21 protein-coding genes and 1 pseudogene are annotated in these 18130 nt (G+C 64.0%); 12 read left to right on the top strand and 10 right to left on the bottom strand.

What is annotated here, in order from left to right; genetic code table 11:
* Positions 1-481, top strand: a 481-nt coding sequence (locus tag WCE35_RS20545; RefSeq protein WP_424595154.1) for a M23 family metallopeptidase, incomplete at its 5' end; no start/stop codon positions are given.
* A gap of 35 nt (positions 482-516) precedes the next feature.
* Here the strand turns inward: WCE35_RS20545 and WCE35_RS20540 are convergent.
* Positions 517-1488: an ATP-binding protein gene (locus WCE35_RS20540; protein ID WP_424595153.1), complete on the bottom strand. Its 972-nt coding sequence runs from the start codon at positions 1486-1488 to the stop codon at positions 517-519.
* Between the two features lie 190 nt (positions 1489-1678).
* Here WCE35_RS20540 and yajC point away from each other — a divergent pair, with 190 nt between their 5' ends.
* From yajC to WCE35_RS20515, 5 genes are all read left to right on the top strand, one after another.
* Entirely contained in the window at positions 1679-2044 is a 366-nt protein-coding gene (gene yajC / locus WCE35_RS20535; RefSeq protein WP_424595152.1) for a preprotein translocase subunit YajC, read from the top strand.
* Positions 2045-2098: 54 nt separating this feature from the next.
* A complete protein-coding gene (gene secD / locus WCE35_RS20530) occupies positions 2099-3703 on the top strand; it encodes a protein translocase subunit SecD (RefSeq protein WP_424595151.1) in 1605 nt (534 codons plus the stop codon).
* A gap of 12 nt (positions 3704-3715) precedes the next feature.
* Complete coding sequence (gene secF, locus WCE35_RS20525; protein ID WP_424595150.1) at positions 3716-4720, top strand: protein translocase subunit SecF; 1005 nt, start codon at positions 3716-3718, stop codon at positions 4718-4720.
* Between the two features lie 67 nt (positions 4721-4787).
* The gene (locus WCE35_RS20520) at positions 4788-5183 is read left to right on the top strand and encodes an Mth938-like domain-containing protein (protein ID WP_424595149.1); all 396 of its coding nucleotides are present in this window, start codon (positions 4788-4790) and stop codon (positions 5181-5183) included.
* Positions 5180-6040: a phytoene/squalene synthase family protein gene (locus WCE35_RS20515; RefSeq protein ID WP_424595148.1), complete on the top strand. Its 861-nt coding sequence runs from the start codon at positions 5180-5182 to the stop codon at positions 6038-6040. Before WCE35_RS20520 ends, WCE35_RS20515 begins: the two co-directional genes overlap by 4 nt.
* 113 nt (positions 6041-6153) lie before the next feature.
* Here the strand turns inward: WCE35_RS20515 and WCE35_RS20510 are convergent, their stop codons facing one another.
* From WCE35_RS20510 to WCE35_RS20485, 6 genes are all read right to left on the bottom strand, one after another.
* Complete coding sequence (locus tag WCE35_RS20510; protein WP_424595147.1) at positions 6154-6429, bottom strand: DUF1488 family protein; 276 nt, start codon at positions 6427-6429, stop codon at positions 6154-6156.
* Positions 6430-6541: 112 nt separating this feature from the next.
* On the bottom strand, positions 6542-7645 hold the full coding sequence (locus tag WCE35_RS20505) for a serine/threonine protein kinase (protein ID WP_424595146.1): 1104 nt from the start codon (positions 7643-7645) through the stop codon (positions 6542-6544).
* Positions 7646-7649: 4 nt separating this feature from the next.
* Positions 7650-9065: a methylenetetrahydrofolate--tRNA-(uracil(54)-C(5))-methyltransferase (FADH(2)-oxidizing) TrmFO gene (gene trmFO, locus WCE35_RS20500; RefSeq protein ID WP_424595145.1), complete on the bottom strand. Its 1416-nt coding sequence runs from the start codon at positions 9063-9065 to the stop codon at positions 7650-7652.
* Positions 9066-9174: 109 nt separating this feature from the next.
* A complete protein-coding gene (locus WCE35_RS20495; protein ID WP_424595144.1) occupies positions 9175-9327 on the bottom strand; it encodes a DUF1127 domain-containing protein in 153 nt (50 codons plus the stop codon).
* A 443-nt stretch (positions 9328-9770) separates the two neighbouring features.
* Positions 9771-10583 carry a lytic murein transglycosylase gene (locus WCE35_RS20490; RefSeq protein WP_424595143.1) on the bottom strand — a complete coding sequence of 271 codons (813 nt, stop codon included), beginning with the start codon at positions 10581-10583 and terminating at the stop codon, positions 9771-9773.
* 226 nt (positions 10584-10809) lie between these two features.
* Positions 10810-11724: a DUF2189 domain-containing protein gene (locus tag WCE35_RS20485; protein ID WP_424595142.1), complete on the bottom strand. Its 915-nt coding sequence runs from the start codon at positions 11722-11724 to the stop codon at positions 10810-10812.
* A gap of 296 nt (positions 11725-12020) precedes the next feature.
* Between WCE35_RS20485 and WCE35_RS20480 the strand changes: the two genes are divergently transcribed.
* From WCE35_RS20480 to WCE35_RS20455, 6 genes and pseudogenes are all read left to right on the top strand, one after another.
* Positions 12021-12416 carry a DUF3597 domain-containing protein gene (locus WCE35_RS20480; protein WP_424595141.1) on the top strand — a complete coding sequence of 132 codons (396 nt, stop codon included), beginning with the start codon at positions 12021-12023 and terminating at the stop codon, positions 12414-12416.
* A 306-nt stretch (positions 12417-12722) separates the two neighbouring features.
* A complete protein-coding gene (locus WCE35_RS20475; RefSeq protein ID WP_424595140.1) occupies positions 12723-13610 on the top strand; it encodes an outer membrane protein in 888 nt (295 codons plus the stop codon).
* 249 nt (positions 13611-13859) lie between these two features.
* Positions 13860-14060, top strand: coding sequence for a hypothetical protein (locus tag WCE35_RS20470; RefSeq protein WP_424595139.1), 201 nt, complete (start codon positions 13860-13862; stop codon positions 14058-14060).
* Positions 14057-15706 carry an acyl-CoA synthetase gene (locus tag WCE35_RS20465; RefSeq protein ID WP_424595138.1) on the top strand — a complete coding sequence of 550 codons (1650 nt, stop codon included), beginning with the start codon at positions 14057-14059 and terminating at the stop codon, positions 15704-15706. The genes WCE35_RS20470 and WCE35_RS20465 overlap by 4 nt, the downstream gene beginning before the upstream one ends.
* Before the next feature lie 6 nt (positions 15707-15712).
* Complete coding sequence (locus WCE35_RS20460; protein WP_424595137.1) at positions 15713-16588, top strand: PCC domain-containing protein; 876 nt, start codon at positions 15713-15715, stop codon at positions 16586-16588.
* Between the two features lie 65 nt (positions 16589-16653).
* A pseudogene (locus WCE35_RS20455) lies at positions 16654-16833 on the top strand (AAA family ATPase); the annotation flags it as partial.
* A gap of 142 nt (positions 16834-16975) precedes the next feature.
* Here the strand turns inward: WCE35_RS20455 and WCE35_RS20450 are convergent.
* From WCE35_RS20450 to WCE35_RS20440, 3 genes are all read right to left on the bottom strand, one after another.
* Positions 16976-17191: a hypothetical protein gene (locus WCE35_RS20450; protein ID WP_424595136.1), complete on the bottom strand. Its 216-nt coding sequence runs from the start codon at positions 17189-17191 to the stop codon at positions 16976-16978.
* Positions 17191-17514, bottom strand: coding sequence for a DUF4258 domain-containing protein (locus WCE35_RS20445; RefSeq protein ID WP_424595135.1), 324 nt, complete (start codon positions 17512-17514; stop codon positions 17191-17193). Before WCE35_RS20445 ends, WCE35_RS20450 begins: the two co-directional genes overlap by 1 nt.
* A gap of 33 nt (positions 17515-17547) precedes the next feature.
* Positions 17548-18130 (bottom strand): ATP-binding cassette domain-containing protein (locus tag WCE35_RS20440; protein WP_424595134.1); only part of this gene is annotated, 583 nt, incomplete at its 5' end.

Here is an 18130-nt window from a genome sequence, read left to right as displayed (position 1 = left end):
GCCGCAGGCCGCGCGGTTGGCGTCTGCCACCACCAACGTCGTGGAAGAAAAACCTGCCGTCGAGCAAGCCTCGGTCAAGCCCAGCGAAGCCACCGGCGCGCTGCCGACCTTCCGCTGGCCGGTGCGCGGCAAGGTGATCACGAGCTACGGCGCCAAGACCAACGGCAAGGCGAATGACGGCATCAACCTGGCGGTGCCCGAAGGCACGCCGGTGAAGGCGGCCGAAGACGGCGTCGTTGCCTATTCCGGCAACGAACTGAAGGGTTATGGCAATCTGGTTCTGGTTCGGCACGCCAACGGTTACGTCACCGCATATGCCCATGCGAGTGAACTGATGGTGAAGCGCGGCGACACGATCAAGCGCGGCCAGGTGATTGCCAAATCGGGTCAGTCGGGCGAGGTGGGGTCGCCGCAGCTCCACTTCGAGATCCGCAAGGGATCTTCACCGGTTGACCCGCTCCAATTCCTCAACGGGGCATGAGGCGGTTGCGTCACTTGGCCGCGCCCAGGACACGATCAGCTCACGTTAAGCCGCACAGCCAGCCGTCCCGCCAGCTCCTGGATGAACTGCCAGGCGACGCGGCCGGAACGTGATCCGCGCGTGGTCGACCATTCCAGCGCTTCGCGCTCCAGCTCGTGTTCGGCGATCGTGATGCCGAAATGGGCGCAATAGCCCTTCACCATCGCCAGATATTCATCCTGGCTGCAGCGGTGGAAGCCGAGCCACAGGCCGAAGCGGTCCGACAACGAGACCTTTTCCTCGACCGCATCGCCGGGATTGATCGCGGTCGAGCGCTCGTTCTCGATCATCTCGCGCGCCAGCAGATGCCGGCGGTTCGAGGTCGCGTACAGGATCACATTGTCCGGGCGTCCCTCGATGCCGCCTTCAAGCACCGCCTTCAGCGATTTGTAGGAGGCGTCGTTGCCGTCGAAGGAGAGATCGTCGCAGAACACGATGAAGCGGAGCTTGGAATGGCGCAGCAGGTCCATCAATCCGGGCAGGCTCTCGATGTCCTCGCGATGAATTTCGATCAGCTTGAGCCGGTCGGCCGGCTTGCGATCGACGTTGATGCTGGCATGCGCCGCCTTCACCAGCGACGACTTGCCCATGCCGCGCGCGCCCCACAACAGCGCGTTGTTGGCGGGCAGGCCGTCGGCGAAGCGTTCGGTGTTCTCGATCAGGATGTCGCGCATCCGGTCGATGCCCTTGAGCAGGCCGAGATCGACGCGGCTGACGCGGGTGACCGGCGCCAGCCGTCCATCGGGGTGCCAGACGAAGGCGTCGGCGGAGGCGAACGAATAGCCCGCCCCGGTTGCCGGGGAGGCCGCGGAAAGGTGGTGGGCGATGGCCTCGATCGCCGCTGCGATCCGCGCCGCGGTATCGTCCGTGGGCTCGCTTGCCGGACGTATGGCCGCGGTTTTTGCGGGGCTTCGCGCGGCGGCTTTGGAGGTGGCGCGCGCCGCCGTTTTGCTGGCTTTTTTCGACATTTTGGCGTTCCTGACCCCGCAGCCTTATCGGGCCTTGGACGGCCTCGCAAGCGCCCCAAATGAGGGATCGGGCAGCGTTGCAATTGGGACCGCGGCCGCTATAGTCCGCGCGAATTTGCCCGGACTGGCCCGGACGCTTTGAGCGTCGCCGGTTCTTTCCCGTTTCACGAGGAATGCGAGGATTTTCTGGATGCTGATTACCCCTGCGTACGCCCAGGCCGCGGCCGGTGGCGATGCCAACAGCATGTTGATGTCGCTTTTGCCGTTCGCGCTGATCTTCGTGATCATGTATTTCCTGATTCTGCGGCCGCAGCAGAAGAAGGTGAAGGATCACGCCGAACTGGTGAAGAACATCCGCCGCGGCGACACGGTCGTGACCTCAGGCGGCCTTGTCGGCAAGGTGACAAAAGTGGTCGACGACGACCAGATCGAGTTCGAGATCTCCGACGGCGTTCGCGTCCGGCAGATGCGTCAGATGATTTCGGGCGTTCGCGCCAAGGGCGAGCCGGCCAGGGAAAAAGCCGATGCCGCCAAGGACGAGACCTCCGCGAGCTGATTTTCCGCGGCCCGCATTCGCGCCGTATTTTCCTGGATCTGACGGGTCAACCCGATGTTGTATTTCACGCGGTGGAAGGCGCTGGCAATCATCCTCACGGCGCTCGTGGTGTGCCTGTGCGCGGTTCCGAATTTCTTCCCCGAAGCCACGGTCAAGACCTGGCCGGTCTGGGCGCAGCGCCATCTCGTGCTCGGGCTGGACCTGCAGGGCGGCTCCTATTTGCTGCTGGAGGTCGACTCCAATTACGTCAAGAAGGAGAAGCTCGACCAGATTCGAGATGACGCGCGCCGGACGCTGCGCGACGTCAAGATCGGCTATACCGGCCTCAATGTGCGCAATGACGCCGTCGAGGTGCGCATCACCAAGGATACCGATGTGCCGACGGCGCTGAGCAAGCTGCGTGAACTTTCGCAGCCGCTTGGCGGCTTGCTGGGGTCGAACGGCCAGCGCAGCCTTGAAGTTGCCGACGCCGGCGGCGGGCTGATCCGGCTGACCGTCCCGCAGGCCGCGATCACCGCGCGCATCCGGCAATCGGTCGAGCAGTCGATCCAGATCGTGGAGCGCCGCGTCAACGAACTCGGCACGGTGGAGCCGCTGATCCAGCGTCAGGGCGTGGACCGGATTCTGGTTCAGGTGCCCGGCCTGCAAGACCCGACCCGGTTGAAGGAACTGCTCGGCAAGACCGCCAAGATGGAATTCCGGATGGTCGATCTCAGCGTGCCGCCGGATCAGGCCCAGCAGGCCAGCGTGCCGGCGGATTCCGAGTTGCTCCAGAGCGCCGACGCATCGAGCCCCCGGCCCTATGTCATCAAGAAGCAGGTGCTGGTTTCCGGCGGGGACCTGACCGACGCCCAACCCGGCTTCGACCAGCGCAACGGCCAGCCGATCGTGTCATTCAAATTCAACACCTCCGGCTCGCGGAAATTCGCGCTGGCGACGACGGAGCACGTCAAAGAGCCGTTCGCGATCGTGCTGGATAACAAGGTCATCTCGGCGCCGGTGATCCAGGAACCGATCACCGGCGGATCGGGACAGATTTCGGGCAATTTCACCGTGCAGGCGGCCAATGATCTGGCGATCCTGCTGCGCGCCGGCGCGCTGCCGGCGCCGCTCACCATCATCGAGGAGCGCACCGTCGGTCCCGGCCTCGGCCAGGACTCGATCGAGAAGGGCGAACTCGCGGCCTATGTCGGCTCGATCATGGTGATCGTGTTCATGCTGGTGACCTACCGGCTGTTCGGCGTGTTCGCCAACATCGCCGTCGCCATCAACGTCGCCATGATCTTCGGCATCCTTTCGCTGTTGAACGCGACGCTGACCTTGCCCGGCATCGCCGGCATCGTGCTGACCGTCGGCATCGCGGTCGACTCCAACGTGCTGATCTATGAGCGCATCCGCGAGGAACTACGCGGCGGGCGCACCGCGATTTCCGCGATCGACGCCGGCTTCAAGCGCGCGCTGTCGACGATCCTCGATTCCAACATCACGACCTTCATCGCCGCCGCGGTGCTGTTCTATATCGGCACCGGTCCGGTGCGCGGCTTCGCGGTCACGCTCGGCATCGGCATCATTACCACGGTGTTCACCGCCTTTACGCTCACCCGGCTGATCGTTGCCGGGTGGGTGCGGTGGAAGCGGCCGCGAAGCGTGCCGATCTAGGGGAATGCGGCCTTGACTCATTTCGTTCTCATCGCGCTCGGCATTCTGATTGCCGTGCTGACCGTGGTCAGCGCGCTCGGCATTCTGCCGTCGCTGCGCATCGTCCCCGACGACACGCATTTCGATTTCACCCGCTTCCGCCGCATCAGCTTTCCGATCTCGGCGCTGCTCTCGATCGTCGCGATCACGCTGTTCTTCACCCACGGGCTGAATTTCGGCATCGACTTCAAGGGCGGCACGTTGATGGAGGTGCAGGCCAAATCCGGCAGCGCCGATATTGCCTCGATGCGCGCCACGCTCGGCGATCTCGGGCTCGGCGATGTCCAGTTGCAGCAATTCGGCGGGCCCGCCGACGTTCTGATCCGCGTCGCCGAACAGCCTGGTGGCGATGCCGCACAGCAGGCGGCGGTGCAGAAGGTGCGTGGCGCGCTGGGCGATGCCGTCGATTATCGCCGGGTCGAAGTGGTGGGGCCGCGCGTTTCCAGCGAACTTTTGGCCTATGGCATGCTCGGCCTGATGCTCGCAATCTTCGCAATCCTGATCTATCTCTGGTTCCGGTTCGAATGGCAGTTCGCGCTCGGCGCCATGATCGCCAACGTCCACGATATCGTGCTGACCATCGGCTTCATGTCGATCAGCCAGGTCGATTTCGACCTCACCAGTATCGCCGCGCTCCTGACCATTCTGGGCTACTCGCTGAATGACACGGTCGTGATCTATGACCGCATCCGGGAAATGCTGCGGCGTTACAAGAAAATGCCGATGCCGGAACTGCTCAACGAGTCCATCAATTCGACATTGTCGCGCTCGATCATCACCCACGTCACGGTGACGCTGGCATTGCTGGCGCTGCTGGTGTTCGGCGGCCACGCCATCCACAGCTTCACGGCGGTGATGATGTTCGGCGTGGTGCTGGTCGGCACCTACACCTCGATCTTCATCGCGGCGCCGATCCTGATCTATCTCGGCGTCGGCACCAACCGGGCCGACGCGCCGGGTGCGCCTGCGAAAAAGTAGGGCACACTCCGAAAGGCATGCCTTCGGGCTTGGCCACAAGCGTGGGAACCGGTCTTCGGACAAGATGATGCCCGATCAAACAGCAAACGCCGCGGGCGCTCCGCATCTTCCGAGGTCGGCGCCGATCGAGGCTTACGGCAAGGGCGGGTTTGCCTTCGCCGACATGTCGCATCGCGGGTCGCTGCTGTGCTTGCCGGATGCGATCTGGGCGTGGCCGGTGACGAAGCCTGAAGAGATCGATGAGGCCTCGCTGGCCCGCGTCATCGCCGCCGCCGATCGCATCGATACCCTGATCGTCGGCACCGGCATCGAGGTCTGGGTGCCTCCCAAAACGCTTCGTGAGGCATTGCGCGCGGTCAGGGTGGTGCTGGATGCCATGCAGACCGGTGCGGCCATCCGCACCTACAACATCATGATGGGCGAGCGCCGGCGCGTCGCGGCGGCGCTGATCGCGGTGCCGTGAGCGCGGCCGACGCGACCAGCAGTTCGGCGGGCTTCTGCGCCGCTCTGGTGCGCACCCACGATTTTGCCCGCTATGCGTCGACGCTGTTCCTGCCGGCGGCGCAGCGCCGCGCGCTGCTTTCGATCTACGCCTTCAATGTCGAGATATCCCGCGTGCGCGAGCAGGTCAGCCAGCCGCTGCCGGGCGAAATGCGGCTGCAATGGTGGACCGACATGCTGGCGGGCGCCGGACATGGCGGCATCGAGGGCAATCCGGTGGCGGCCGAGCTGATGCTGGCGATCCGGAATTGTCGCCTGCCGGTCGAGCCGCTCACGCGGCTGATCGAGGAGCACCAGTTCGATCTCTACAACGACCCGATGCCGTCGATGGCGGCGCTGGAAGGCTATGTCAATGACACCGCCTCGGCGCTGTTTTCGCTCGCGGCGCGGGTGGTCGTGCGGCCGTCGGAAGAGATCGATCACCTCGCGCGCCACGCCGGCCTCGCGCAGGGGATCGTGCAGGTGGTCGCGGCCTTGCCGCTGGACGCGTCGCGGCGGCAATTGTTCGTGCCGTTGCAATTGCTGCAACAGCACGGCGGCGGGATGGAAGAGGTTTTCTCCGGCAGGCAGACGCCGGCAGCCCGAGCCGCGATCGACCAGCTCATCGGTGAGGCGAGGAGCCATCTGAAGATGGCATTGGCGCTGCTGGCCGGCATACCGCCGCAGGCACGGCCGATCTTCCTGCCGCTCGCGCTGGTCAGGCGCGACCTGAAGCGGATGTCGCGCGCGGATTCGGATCCGTTCGTGCCGCGCGCGACGTCGCGGTTTCGAATATTGTGGACGCTGTGGCGGGCGGCACGGTCGAGGGAGTTTTCCTAGCTGGAGCAAGATCCGGAAAAGCATGCCCGCGGGCTGCGATCCGAGCGATCGTGCTCAAACAAAAAGACAGGCGGGCGCGGCCCGAGGCCGCCATACCCGGCTGCCGCTGTCCTCTATTTCCGAATGTGTTTTGCGAATATCCTGACCACGGAGCCTTTGACGAACGGGCCGGCGTCGAACAAATCGGATGCAATGCGCTCGATGGTGTCACGCACGGCCAGAAATTGCGCCTGCCTGGCAGGGCTCGGCGAGCCTTCTACGCCCGCAAGCTCGTCCATCGCCGCGTCGCTGATTTGACATTCCACCGTTTCGCCGTCATTGAGCATGGTAAATCCGAACGCCAGGCGTTCGGTGTTGTATCCGATGATCAGGCCCCGCATCAGCGGCATTGAATCCCCCCCTTATTGCTTGCTTCAAGAATGCTTCGCGATGCCGGATTTGTCGAGAGGGGCGGATGAGCCGCTGGCGGTGCGGTTTCGCGGCTGGTGAGGTGTGTAGCCGTCAATGTGACGGCGAATCCATATCCGCCGTCTCGAAATTGAACCGGTCCCGCAAATTCTTGCGCTGCTCCAATATGTCTCTCAGGAAGGCGCGGTCGGCCGCGTTTCGCATCAAAGGCTCGATCAGGTCGATCTGGTTCATCGCGACCAATTGCAGAATCTCGGTGCGTGGTCTGCCCGCGCCGTCGCGCGGCAGGGCGTGCACCACCTGGATATGCTCGGGCGGCTTTACGCCCTTCGCCGACGATAATTCGCTGCGCAACTGCTTTTCGAGCGCGGTCTGGTCGGCCTCCACAAAGGCATAAAGACCGACGCCGACGCGCCGGTCGGCAAACGCGACGATGGCGGTGTCGCGGACATCAGGATGTTTCCGGATCAGCTCGATCAGCACAGGCGCGTCGTTGACCAGCCGTCGGCCGCCGCCTTCACGATCGGTGAAATTGAACAGGCCGCGGGTGATGGCCTGATAGACCTTCTTGCCGGTCATAAGCCACACGCGGGCGACAACAGATTTGCGCGCGAGGATTTTTCGTTCGCTGGGCGTCAGCGCATCCGGCGCATAGCTGCGCTTGTGCTTGAGCAGATGCCGCAGATCCTCGTAAGCCGCGATACGAAACAGCCGGCTGCGGGTCTTGAAGCAGGCGGCCAGCTGAAAGTCGGTGAGATAGGCGCGGCCGTCATTGCCGCGCAGCCAGTTCTGCTCCTTGGCGAGATCGTTGTGGCAGATGCCGGCACGATGCAGCCTGCGCAGCGCCTGCTTGGCGGAACGGAAATAGGCGAGATCGCCATGCGGCCTGGCCAGGTGCAGCGCGACACCATCGATGAAGCCACGCACCAGCACCCGTTTTCCCGCCCATAGCAGTTTGGGACCGACATCGAGATCGCGCGCCAGCGCAAGGGCGCGGCGCTCGCGCGCGAACAGATGGCGCGCCAGCGCGAACGACCACAGCGGCACCTGATCGAGCCGGCGCAGCACCGCCTCGACTTCGCCGGAATCGCTGCGAAAACGGCCGCGCTCGACGGTCGAAAACACGTCGCGCTTCAGCAAGACGCCTTCGCTCCATCGCGCCGAAAGCAGGGCGGCGTCGTCTTTCGGCAAGCCCATGATGTCAGGCCGCCGCCGCGAAGCGCAAGTGATCGGCGATCCAGCGATCGAGGTCCGCTAGCGCTCGCGCGCTGAGCGCCTGCTTCTTCGCCACCGTCTTCTCGTTGCCGCGCAGCCGCGTGCCGTCGGGCTTTTTGGTCGGCGGGTGTGCGAGCGGCGGGAACAGCCCGAAATTGATATTCATCGGCTGGAACGAGCGCGGGCCCGCCTCGAGGGTCTCGATGTGACCGCCGGTGATGTGGCCGAGCAGCGATCCCAGCGCCGTGGTGGCCGGCGGCGGCGCGAGCCGCTGCGCCCGCGCGTCGGCGGCGGCGTAGAGGCCGGCAATCAGGCCGATGCTGGCGGATTCCACATAGCCTTCGCAGCCGGTCATCTGTCCGGCAAAGCGCAGCCGCAATTGCGAGTCGAGCAATTTCGGCGAATTCAGAAAGGTGTTGCGATGCAGCCCGCCGAGCCGGGCGAATTCGGCATTCTCGAGCCCGGGAATGGTGCTGAACACGCGCAGTTGCGCGCCGTGCTTCAGCTTGGTCTGGAAGCCGACGATGTTGTAGAGCGTGCCGAGCTTGTTGTCCTGGCGCAGCTGCACGATCGCATGGGGTTTTGTGGTGGGATCATGCGGATTGGTGAGCCCGACCGGCTTCATCGGCCCGTGCCGCAGCGTTTCGCGGCCACGCTCGGCCATCACCTCGACCGGCAGACAGCCGTCGAAATAGGGTGTCGTGGTCTCCCAGTCCTTGAATTCGGCCTTCTCGCCGGCCAGGAGCGCGTCGACGAAGCAATCGTATTGTTGTTTCGTCATCGGGCAATTGATGTAATCGGCGCCAGTGCCGCCGGGCCCGACCTTGTCGTAGCGCGACTGAAACCACGCCACCGACATGTCGATGGAATCCTTGTGCGCGATCGGCGCGATCGCGTCGAAGAACGCCAGTGCGTTTTCATCGGTGAGGTCGCGGACGGCATCTGCGAGCGGCGCGGAAGTGAGAGGGCCGGTGGCGATGATGACATTGCCCCAGTCCGCCGGCGGCAGGCCGGTGATCTCGGCCCGATCGATCTCGATCAGGGGATGATCCCCGAGCGCCCTGGTGACGGCGGCGGAAAAGCCATCGCGATCGACCGCCAGCGCGCCGCCGGCCGGCACCTGGTTGGCGTCGGCCGTGCGCATGATCAGCGAGCCCAGCCGGCGCATTTCGGCGTGCAGCAGGCCGACCGCGTTGTTGGCGGCATCGTCGGAACGGAACGAGTTGGAACACACCAGCTCGGCCAGGCCGTCGGTGCGGTGCGCCTCGGTCATCCGTCGCGGCCGCATCTCGTGCAGGATCACGGGGATGCCGGAATTGGCGACCTGCCAGGCGGCTTCCGAGCCGGCGAGGCCCGCGCCGATGACATGCACGGCATCGGCAGATGATTTGGTAGCGGTCATCGCTTACGGTTAGCGCGTTTTTGCGCGAAACGCATCAGAAAGGGTGCCGGATACGACAACGCCCGCAGCGAGGCGGGCGTTGTCCGTTCGTCAGGCGGCCAAGACAGGGTCAGCCGTTATAGTTCCCGGCTGCAACGCGCGGAATGTCCGAGCGATCAAGGCTGATATCGGCCAGTTCGCGATCGCTGAGCTGGGACAATTCGCTGACATTGCGCTGGTAGTCCCGAAACGCCTGGATCATGCGGATGAGCGAGAGCAACATGGTAGTCTCCTTGCTTCTACGATTCAGCTCTTGGAGAAGGGCCTCGTCGTTGAGGTGAATATAGGTCGAGCCTACGTATTGCAGAAGTTATAATGTTGCGGTGCAGCTAATCCATGGATGCATAGCTGAGGTAAGAAGCGCTTAACCTTTCGACATGGCTGAGCGGTCCCACGCCAGGTTCGGAAACGGTTCTTGAAAACATTGATATTATTAGGAATATGACACGTCGCCTCGCACCCAGATAAGTGCGTTTCGAGAAGCCAAAAATCAAGCTGGATCTAGTACGGCACCACGCTGAAGGCTCATTTTGGAAATTCCGCATGCATGATTCGCATGCACCAGCATTAAAATGAAATATAATTCATTCTTTGATTCTGACGTGCGGGATCGCGCCGTTGCGGGCTGGCCGGGCTGCTTTGCCGTCGCCTTCAGGTTTTGGGCAGTCAGGGCGTGTGCGAGAGTTGCGTGGCGAAATAGCCGATGGTCCGGGAGTAGACCTCGCTCTTGTTCCATTGCTGGAGCACGGCGAAATTGGCGCTGCCTGGTTCCCAATCCTTGCCGCGCTGCCAGCCGTGGCCGGCAAGGAAGTTCGCGGTCGAGGCCAGCACGTCGGGCGGGCTGCGCAAGAGATCGCGGCGGCCGTTGCCGTCGAAGTCGACAGCGAATTTGACATAGGACGACGGCATGAACTGGGTCTGGCCGATTTCGCCGGCCCAGGCGCCGCGCATTTCCTGCGGCGCGATGTCGCCGCGCTCGATGATGCGCAACGCGTCCATCAGCTCGGCCTTGAACATCTCCGAGCGCCGGCAATCATAGGCCAGCGTCGCCAGCGACCGTATGGTCGGAAATTTGCCGATGTTGACGCCGAAATCGGTTTCCAGGCCCCAGATCGCCACCAGCACCTCGCCCGGCACGCCATAGCTCTGCTCGATGCGCGAGAGCACCGAACCATATTGTTTCAGCAAATTGGAGCCGCGGCTGAGCCGGGGCGGAACCATGCGGCCGGAAAACTCCTCGAACGTCTGGCCGAAGACTTTTTGCGCGTGGTCGCGCGCCAACACGCTCTTGTCGAGCGCCAAGCCGGTCAGGCCGGCGGCGATCGCTGACTGCGAAATGCCTTTGGCGGCGGCTTCCTTCTTGAAGTCGTCGAGCCATGCCTCGAACGTGCCACCGCCGCAGGGCGCCGCAAACGATTGTGCCGATGTCAGCAGCAGTGCGCCCAGCGCGAATGCGCCGGGAGAAAAGCGAGAGGTCATGCGATGGTTCACTCCAAGCCGACTCATCATCGACATCAGTGTCCGAACCACATCGAATGTTCGCGGCAACCGCGGCCAAAGCATGGCTGGCTGGCCGTTTACCCATCGCCGTTGCGAACGCTCAGGATCCATAGCGTGCGCGGGCCAACGCGCCGGTCGACGATCGACCGGCGGGCGGTCCGACTGGATGCGAGGTGTCCAAGGCTCGCTTACGCGCTGTCCCTGCCTACGCGCCGTCCTTGCGCTGCCACGGAAACAGGTTTGCCGGGAAATCCGCCGCGGGGCGCCGTTCGCGCGGCGCTCGGGGAGGAAGCGGCTGCGGGTTGAGGTCGGGCTCGATCACTTCGCGATAGAGATGCCAGGTGGCGTGGCCGAGCAGCGGAATGACAACGGCAAGGCCCAGGAAGAACGGCAGCGTTCCCACCATCAGCAGGACCGCGACGATCAAGCCCCACGCCGCCATCGGCACGGGGTTGCGTGCGATGGTGCGCAGCGAGGTCACCATGGCTTCGCCAGCGCTGGCGTGACGATCGAGCATCATCGGGAACGACACCACGCTGATGCCCAGCGCGACCAGGGCGAACAGGAAGCCGACGCCGCAGCCGACGACGATCAGCCACCATCCTTGCGGCGTCGTCAGCACGCGCCACGCAAAATCCGGAATCCCGGCCGCCGTCTGATAGCCGAACGTCGCCACATAGATCGCCTGCGCGGTGGCGACCCAGGTGACGAACAATGCCAGCAGCAGCACGCCAAGTCCCAACATCGCGCCGAACGAGGGTGAGCGCAGCACGTCGATTGCATCCCACGCGGATGGTTCCTCGCCGCGCTCGCGGCGGCGGCTCAGTTCATAGAGGCCGAGCGCGGCGAACGGGCCGAGCAGGGCGAAGCCAGCGGCGAGCGGAAACAGCAGCGGCAGCACGGAATAGCCGAGCACGGTGCGCGCCAGCACCAGTCCGAGCACGGGATAGATCACGCAGAGGATGATGGCGTGACTGGGTACCGCCATGAAATCCTTCCAGCCAAGCCGCAAGGCTTGATACAGATCGGACAGGCCGATGGTTCGGATGACCGGCGCAGACGCGCCACCTTGTCCGCTTTGCGTCACAGATGTGACATTGCCGTGATACGGAGTGGCCATGGTTGTCGTCTCCCCTGGGCGGCCGCATTTTGCGCGTATCGCATGGGCGCAAACATGGCGTTTTCGAAACCATCACGATCAGGCCAGGGGCTAACACCGGGAAACCGACTGGCCGTCGCAAACTGGTGGTCAGCGTACTCCCAAACCTTCAAGGCCACACTCACGCTTCGGTGAATGTCACATTGGCAAGTCGCGCCTTCCTGAGTAGACTCGAACGCGATCCCGGTCAGGTGCTGCCGGTCAAAAAGTGCCGTGAGAAATCCTGACCCTATCTTCAAATCCATTGGGAGCGAATGATGAGTATTTTCGGAAAAATCATGAGCGCGATCTTCGGCACCTCGGCTACCGCCGCACCGGCCGGCAGCGGCCCGGCGGCGGGCACGGGATCGGCCGGCGGATCCTCATCCGCTGTGCCCGGCGCTGCGCCGGCCGAGAGCGTCGACGTCGCTCCGATCCTGGACAAGGCGGTCGCCGCCAAGAAGGAAAAACTCGAATGGCGCACCTCGATCGTCGACCTGATGAAGGCGCTCGACATCGATTCCAGCTTCGCCGCGCGCAAGGAACTTGCCAAGGAGCTCGGCTACACCGGCGACAGCAATGATTCGGCGAGCATGAATATCTGGCTGCACAAGCAGGTGATGGCGAAGCTCGCCGCCAACGGCGGCAAGCTGCCGCCGGAGATCAAGCACTGATTTTTGCGGCGAGTGCGAAGCAAGGCCCGCGACATCGCGGGCCTTCGCTTTTTGTCGGCCATCAACCGGATGGATGATTTCATACGGCCGCAAGTCGGGCATAACGAGCGTCAAGCCAAAGCCGCCGATCCGGCCTGATTTAAGCTTAAATTCGCCGGTTGTGTGTCTGTACCGCAACAGCCTGTGATTGATGGTTGTGCTATGATTTTTCCTCGCCCGGTTCGGGAGGCTTGGGTCATGCGAAAACACGTTCTTGCAAGCATCGTGTTTGGGGCCATGTTGGCCGCCCCCGCGATGGCGGCCGACATGGCGGTCAAGACGCCGGTCTACAAGGCGCCGCCGGCGGCCGCAGTCTATAGCTGGACCGGGTTCTATGTCGGCGGGAATCTCGGCTACAGCTGGGGCAGGTCCGGCAGCGACTGGAACACCTCCGCACTCAATATCTCCGGGGGCAACCCTGCCTGTCAGTTTGCCGGAACGTCGTTTTGCGTGACCGGCACCGACACCAACAAGCTCAACGGTGCGATCGGCGGCGTTCAGGCCGGTTACAATTGGCAAACCGGCCAATTTCTCGCCGGCGTGGAAACGGATTTCCAGTGGTCCAGGCAACGCGGGAGCAGATTGTTCAACACCGGCTTCGACGTCGGTCTCGGTCTTCCGCCCGGAACCCTGTCGGCGAACTACACCGAAAAGCTTGCATGGCTCGGCACCCTGCGCGGGCGCTTCGGCTACGCTGCCGATCGATGGCTTGTTTATGCCACGGGCGGCCTTGCCTATGGCCGGGTATCGATTGACGGCACCGCCACGGCCACGGGGTCTGATCAGATCGCTGCGCTTATCGGGCTGACCACGGCCCCGTGCGCAGTTTCCGGCCCCCTCGGCTTCGGAGCATGCCCGTTCGCCAGCTTCAGCAACAGTGTCAACAAAGTCGGCTGGACCCTTGGCGCCGGGGCCGAGGGGGCCATCGCCGGCAATTGGAGCTGGAAGATCGAGTATCTTCATGTTGATCTCGGCAAGGTCAGCACCACTTTCGCCACGCTCCCCGGCTGTTACGGGTCGTCTAGCGGCAATCAGGGCGCGTGTACCTTTGCGGCTGCGGGATCGGGAACCATCAGCCGCGGGATCACCGATGAGATTGTCCGCGTCGGCATCAATTACCGTTTTGGATCGGGCCCGGTGGTGGCCAGCTATTGATCCATCGCTCGGAAGGCCTTGCCCCCGATTTGGAGCCACCGTCCGTTTGTTGAGCGCGGCGCTGGTTGCAGCGCGCACCGCGGGCCGTCATGCTTCAAGGACGAGAACACCACCGCGCGGTTTGAGTGCAGGGTACCGAGATGATGCCGGCGTTCCGCCGGCCCTTGCCGAACGCCGCGAGATGACGATAAATCAGGCCAATGTCACACGGGTGCGCCACAAGCCCGGATTTGACCGGGGGAAACATCCATGAAGCTGGTCCTGACCTTGCTCGGCGTCGTTCTGCTCGTAGTCGCCGCGGTCTATTTCCTGGTTCCGGCCGACCAGTTGCCGGGATTCATGCCCGGGCATGAGGCCGGCGTGACGCGTGTGCATACCAGGCATGGCATCGCCGCCGCGGTCGCCGGGCTGGTGCTGATGGCGGCCGGCGTGTGGGTCGGGCGCCGGTGAGCGCAGAGAGCGCCGCCACCGAGGTTGCGCCGCGCGGCGGCCTTGGACGGATGTCGCGCCGGGTGATGAATCTGGCGCATATGCTGACCCAAAATGCCCGCCGGCACGGCGACCGCACCGGCTTCGTCTGGGGCGAGAAGTCCTGGCGCTGGCGCGAGATCGACGGCCTGGTCTCGGCGCTGGCGGCGGCCTTGGCCGCGCGCGGCATCGTCAAGGGCGACCGCGTCCTGGTCCATTCCAGGAATTGCGACGAGATGTTCTGGTCGATGTTCGCAGCCTTCCGGCTCGGCGCGGTCTGGGTGCCGACCAATTTCCGCCTGATGCCGGACGAGGTCGCCTATCTCGCGAGCGCCTCCGGCGCCAAAGCGCTTTTGTGTCACGGTGAGTTTCCGGACCATGCCGCCGCGGTCGCGGCGGCGAGTCCCGCGCTCGAGTTCACCTGGCGGATCGGCAGCGAGGGCACCTTCGGCGAGAAATCCGTCAGCGCGGCGATCGCGGCGCATGCCGGCGCCAGAGTCGAGAACGCGGCGGTCGAATACGACGATCCCTGCTGGTTCTTCTTCACTTCCGGCACCACCGGCCGCTCCAAGGCGGCGGTCTTGACCCATGGCCAGATGGCTTTTGTGGTCACCAACCATCTCGCCGATCTGACGCCCGGCACGACGGAGAACGATGCCTCGCTGGTGGTGGCGCCGCTGTCGCATGGCGCGGGCGTCCATCAACTGATGCAGAGTGCGCGCGGCGCGAAGACCATTTTGCTGCCGACCGAAAAACTCGACATTGCCGAGGCGTTCCGGCTGATCGCGGCGCACCGCGTCAGCAACCTGTTCACGGTGCCGACCATTTTGAAGATGATGGTCGAGCATCCCGCGGTCGACCGCTTCGACCATTCCTCGCTGCGCTTCGTCATCTATGCCGGCGCGCCGATGTATCGCGAGGACCAGAAGGCGGCGCTGAACAAGCTCGGCTCCGTGCTGGTGCAGTATTTCGGCCTCGGCGAGGTCACCGGCAATATCACGGTGCTGCCGCCCGCGCTGCATGACCCCGAGGACGGGCCGCGGGCGCGGATCGGCAGCTGCGGCTTCGAGCGCACCGGCATGCAGGTCTCGATTCAGGGCGACGACGGCCGCGAACTGAAACCGTTCGAGACCGGCGAGATCTGCGTGATCGGCCCCGGCGTGTTCGCCGGCTATTACGACAACCCCGAGGCCAACGCCAAAGCGTTTCGCGACGGCTGGTTCCGCACCGGCGATCTCGGCCACATGGACGAGGAGGGCTTTGTCTACATCACCGGCCGCGCCTCCGACATGTACATTTCCGGCGGATCGAACATCTATCCGCGCGAGGTCGAGGAAAAGATCCTCACCCATCCCGCGGTCGGCGAAGTCGCGGTCCTCGGCGTGCCCGATCCGTTCTGGGGCGAGGTCGGCGTCGCCGTCTGCGTCGCGCGCGAGGGCGCGGGTCCGGTGAGCGAAGCCGAGCTTGCCGCGTTCCTGTCGCCGAAAGTGCCGCGCTACAAGATGCCAAAACGTTTCTTCTTCTGGGAAGCGTTGCCCAAATCCGGTTATGGCAAAATTCCAAAGCGGCTGATCCGCGATGAACTGGAAGCGCGCGGGCTGCTCGATCTCACCAAGCACGATAGCTGACGCGAAATGCGCAGCATCGCCCAGCCCGGCCCGCCCGCGCCCGAGCGCATCCAGTGGGTCGAGGCGCGCGGCCGTGCCTTTTCCTTCACGCTGCAAGCCGGCCTGCCATTGCTGGAAGCCGCGCGACGGGGTTTCGCGGCGGAAGGATTTTTGGGCGGCGCGCTGAGCATGAAGGGCGGGGCGCTCGGCCCGTTCGCCTATGTGATGCCGGCGCTGTCGAAGACCGGCGAGAACGCCGCGTTCTATAGCGACACTTTTCGGCCCGCCGGCGTAACCCGGCTCAAGCTGGCGGCGATGACGCTCGGCGAGCGCGACGGTGCGCCGTTCTTCCATTGCCACGGCCTGTGGCGCGAGGCCGACGGCCGCGCCGGCGGCGGCCACGTCCTGCCCGAGGAAACCATTGTCGCCGAGCCTTTCGAGGTCAACGCCTTCGGCATCGATGGCGCGCTGTTCACGGCTGAGCCTGATACCGAGACCAATTTCAAGCTGTTCGGCCCGGTGACGCGGCCAGCGGCGGCGGATGCAAGGACAACCAGCCGCGCCTTCGCGCTGCGGCTGCGGCCGAACCAGGATTTTGCCGGCGCGCTGGAGGTGTTCTGCCGGCAGCACGGCATCCTCCATGCCCGGCTGCATGGCGGCGTCGGCTCTACCGTCGGCGCGCGCTTCACGAACGGCCGAAGCGTGGTGCCATTCGCAACCGAACTGGCGGTGCAGTCCGGCACCATCGCCCCCGGCGCCAACGGCACGCTGGAAGCCGAACTCGATATCGCGCTGGTCGACTACCTCGGCGGCCTCGCCGAGGGGAGGCTGGTGCGCGGCGACAATCCGGTGCTGATGACGATGGAGCTGGTGCTGGAGGTGCTGGACGCGGGGAGGCGGTAGGGCTATAGGACCGTCATTGCGACCCGTTGGCTCGCAATGACGTTTGGATGGAAAGCATCGGCCACTGCCAAATCATCATGGCCACGCATTCGCCGATGTTGATGGCGTATCCGAACGCGCGGCTGCTGCGGCTGACGAAGCATGGGCTGGAGCCGGTGACCGTCGAGGAGACAGATCACTACAAGGTCATGCGCGAATTTTGCGATGATCCGGCGGAATTTGTGGAAGCGGCGATAGAGGAATGAGGGCGTAGGGTGGGTAGAGCGCAGCGAAACCCACCGTTTGCGAAGATGATGGGTTTCGCTGCGCTCTACCCATCCTACGCGCTGACGACGTCGGCAAGCGCATGGTCGGCCGGTGCCGTGGGCTCCGTCGTTCGGCCCCGGCCTATTTCGCAGCAACTGGCGTTAACTCGAATACACGAGCGTATTTTGTCGCCTCGACGAGGTCTCCGCGACGCAGGGCCAATCGCACGGCGTCAAGCTTGCCGACATCTGCAGGTGAAAGGTAAGGCGACCATGTGGTGTCATCTTCGATCAATTCAACGGGCACCTCGGCCGCATATTTGCCTTCGTGGATGAACTCTTTCGATTTTCGCGTCATTACTTCTTCCGATTCATAAAATCATGGGACCAACGATCAGGGGCCGGCCGGTAAGCTGTCACAAGGACTGCGGGCGTTCCCTCGGCTTTGGGAATGCCCCACATAACGTGGACCGGTAGACCTTCGCGGTCGCGCTGCAAGACCAGCACGGACGGCTCCTTTCGCGTGTCTGCATACTCTTCGACGATCACGGCAGCTCCGACACTTGCCAATACATCTTTGGCTACAATATCATCGGCAAGCAGCTCTCGGTAGCCATGTTGCGACACTCTGTATTCGCCGCGATTGACCAGCGCCTGGACGCGACGGAGAATTTCGCTCATGGCCGCCTTATTCCCAATTCAGGCGCCAATTTCTCACTCCGCCGCCTCGCTCGCCCCGCGCTTCCGCCTGCCGCCGCCATCCGCCTTCTTCAGCACCGGGCCTAAAAACTTGCCCGTATAACTCCGCGGCGCTTTCACGATGTCCTCCGGCGGGCCCCAGGCGACGATTTCGCCGCCGCCGTCGCCGCCTTCGGGGCCGAGGTCGATCACCCAGTCGGCGGTCTTGATGACCTCGAGATTGTGCTCGATCACCACCACCGTGTTGCCCTGCGACACCAGCTCGTGCAGCACCTCCAGCAATTTCTTCACGTCGTGAAAATGCAGCCCGGTGGTCGGCTCGTCCAGGATGTAGAGCGTGCGGCCGGTGGCGCGTTTTGACAGTTCCTTTGCGAGCTTGACGCGCTGGGCTTCGCCGCCGGACAGGGTGGTGGCCTGCTGGCCGACGTGGATGTAGCCGAGGCCGACACGCGCCAGCGTCTCCAGCTTGTCGCGGATCGACGGCACCGCCTTGAAGAACTCGGCGCCCTCCTCCACCGTCATGTCCAGCACGTCGGCGATCGACTTCTCCTTGAACTTCACCTCCAGCGTCTCGCGGTTGTAGCGCTTGCCCTTGCAC

This window comes from Bradyrhizobium sp., from assembly GCF_049691595.1.
Classification (GTDB): Bacteria; Pseudomonadota; Alphaproteobacteria; order Rhizobiales; family Xanthobacteraceae; genus Bradyrhizobium.
Note: the sequence above shows the minus strand (reverse complement) of the source record. Positions and strands in the feature narration are given on the sequence as shown.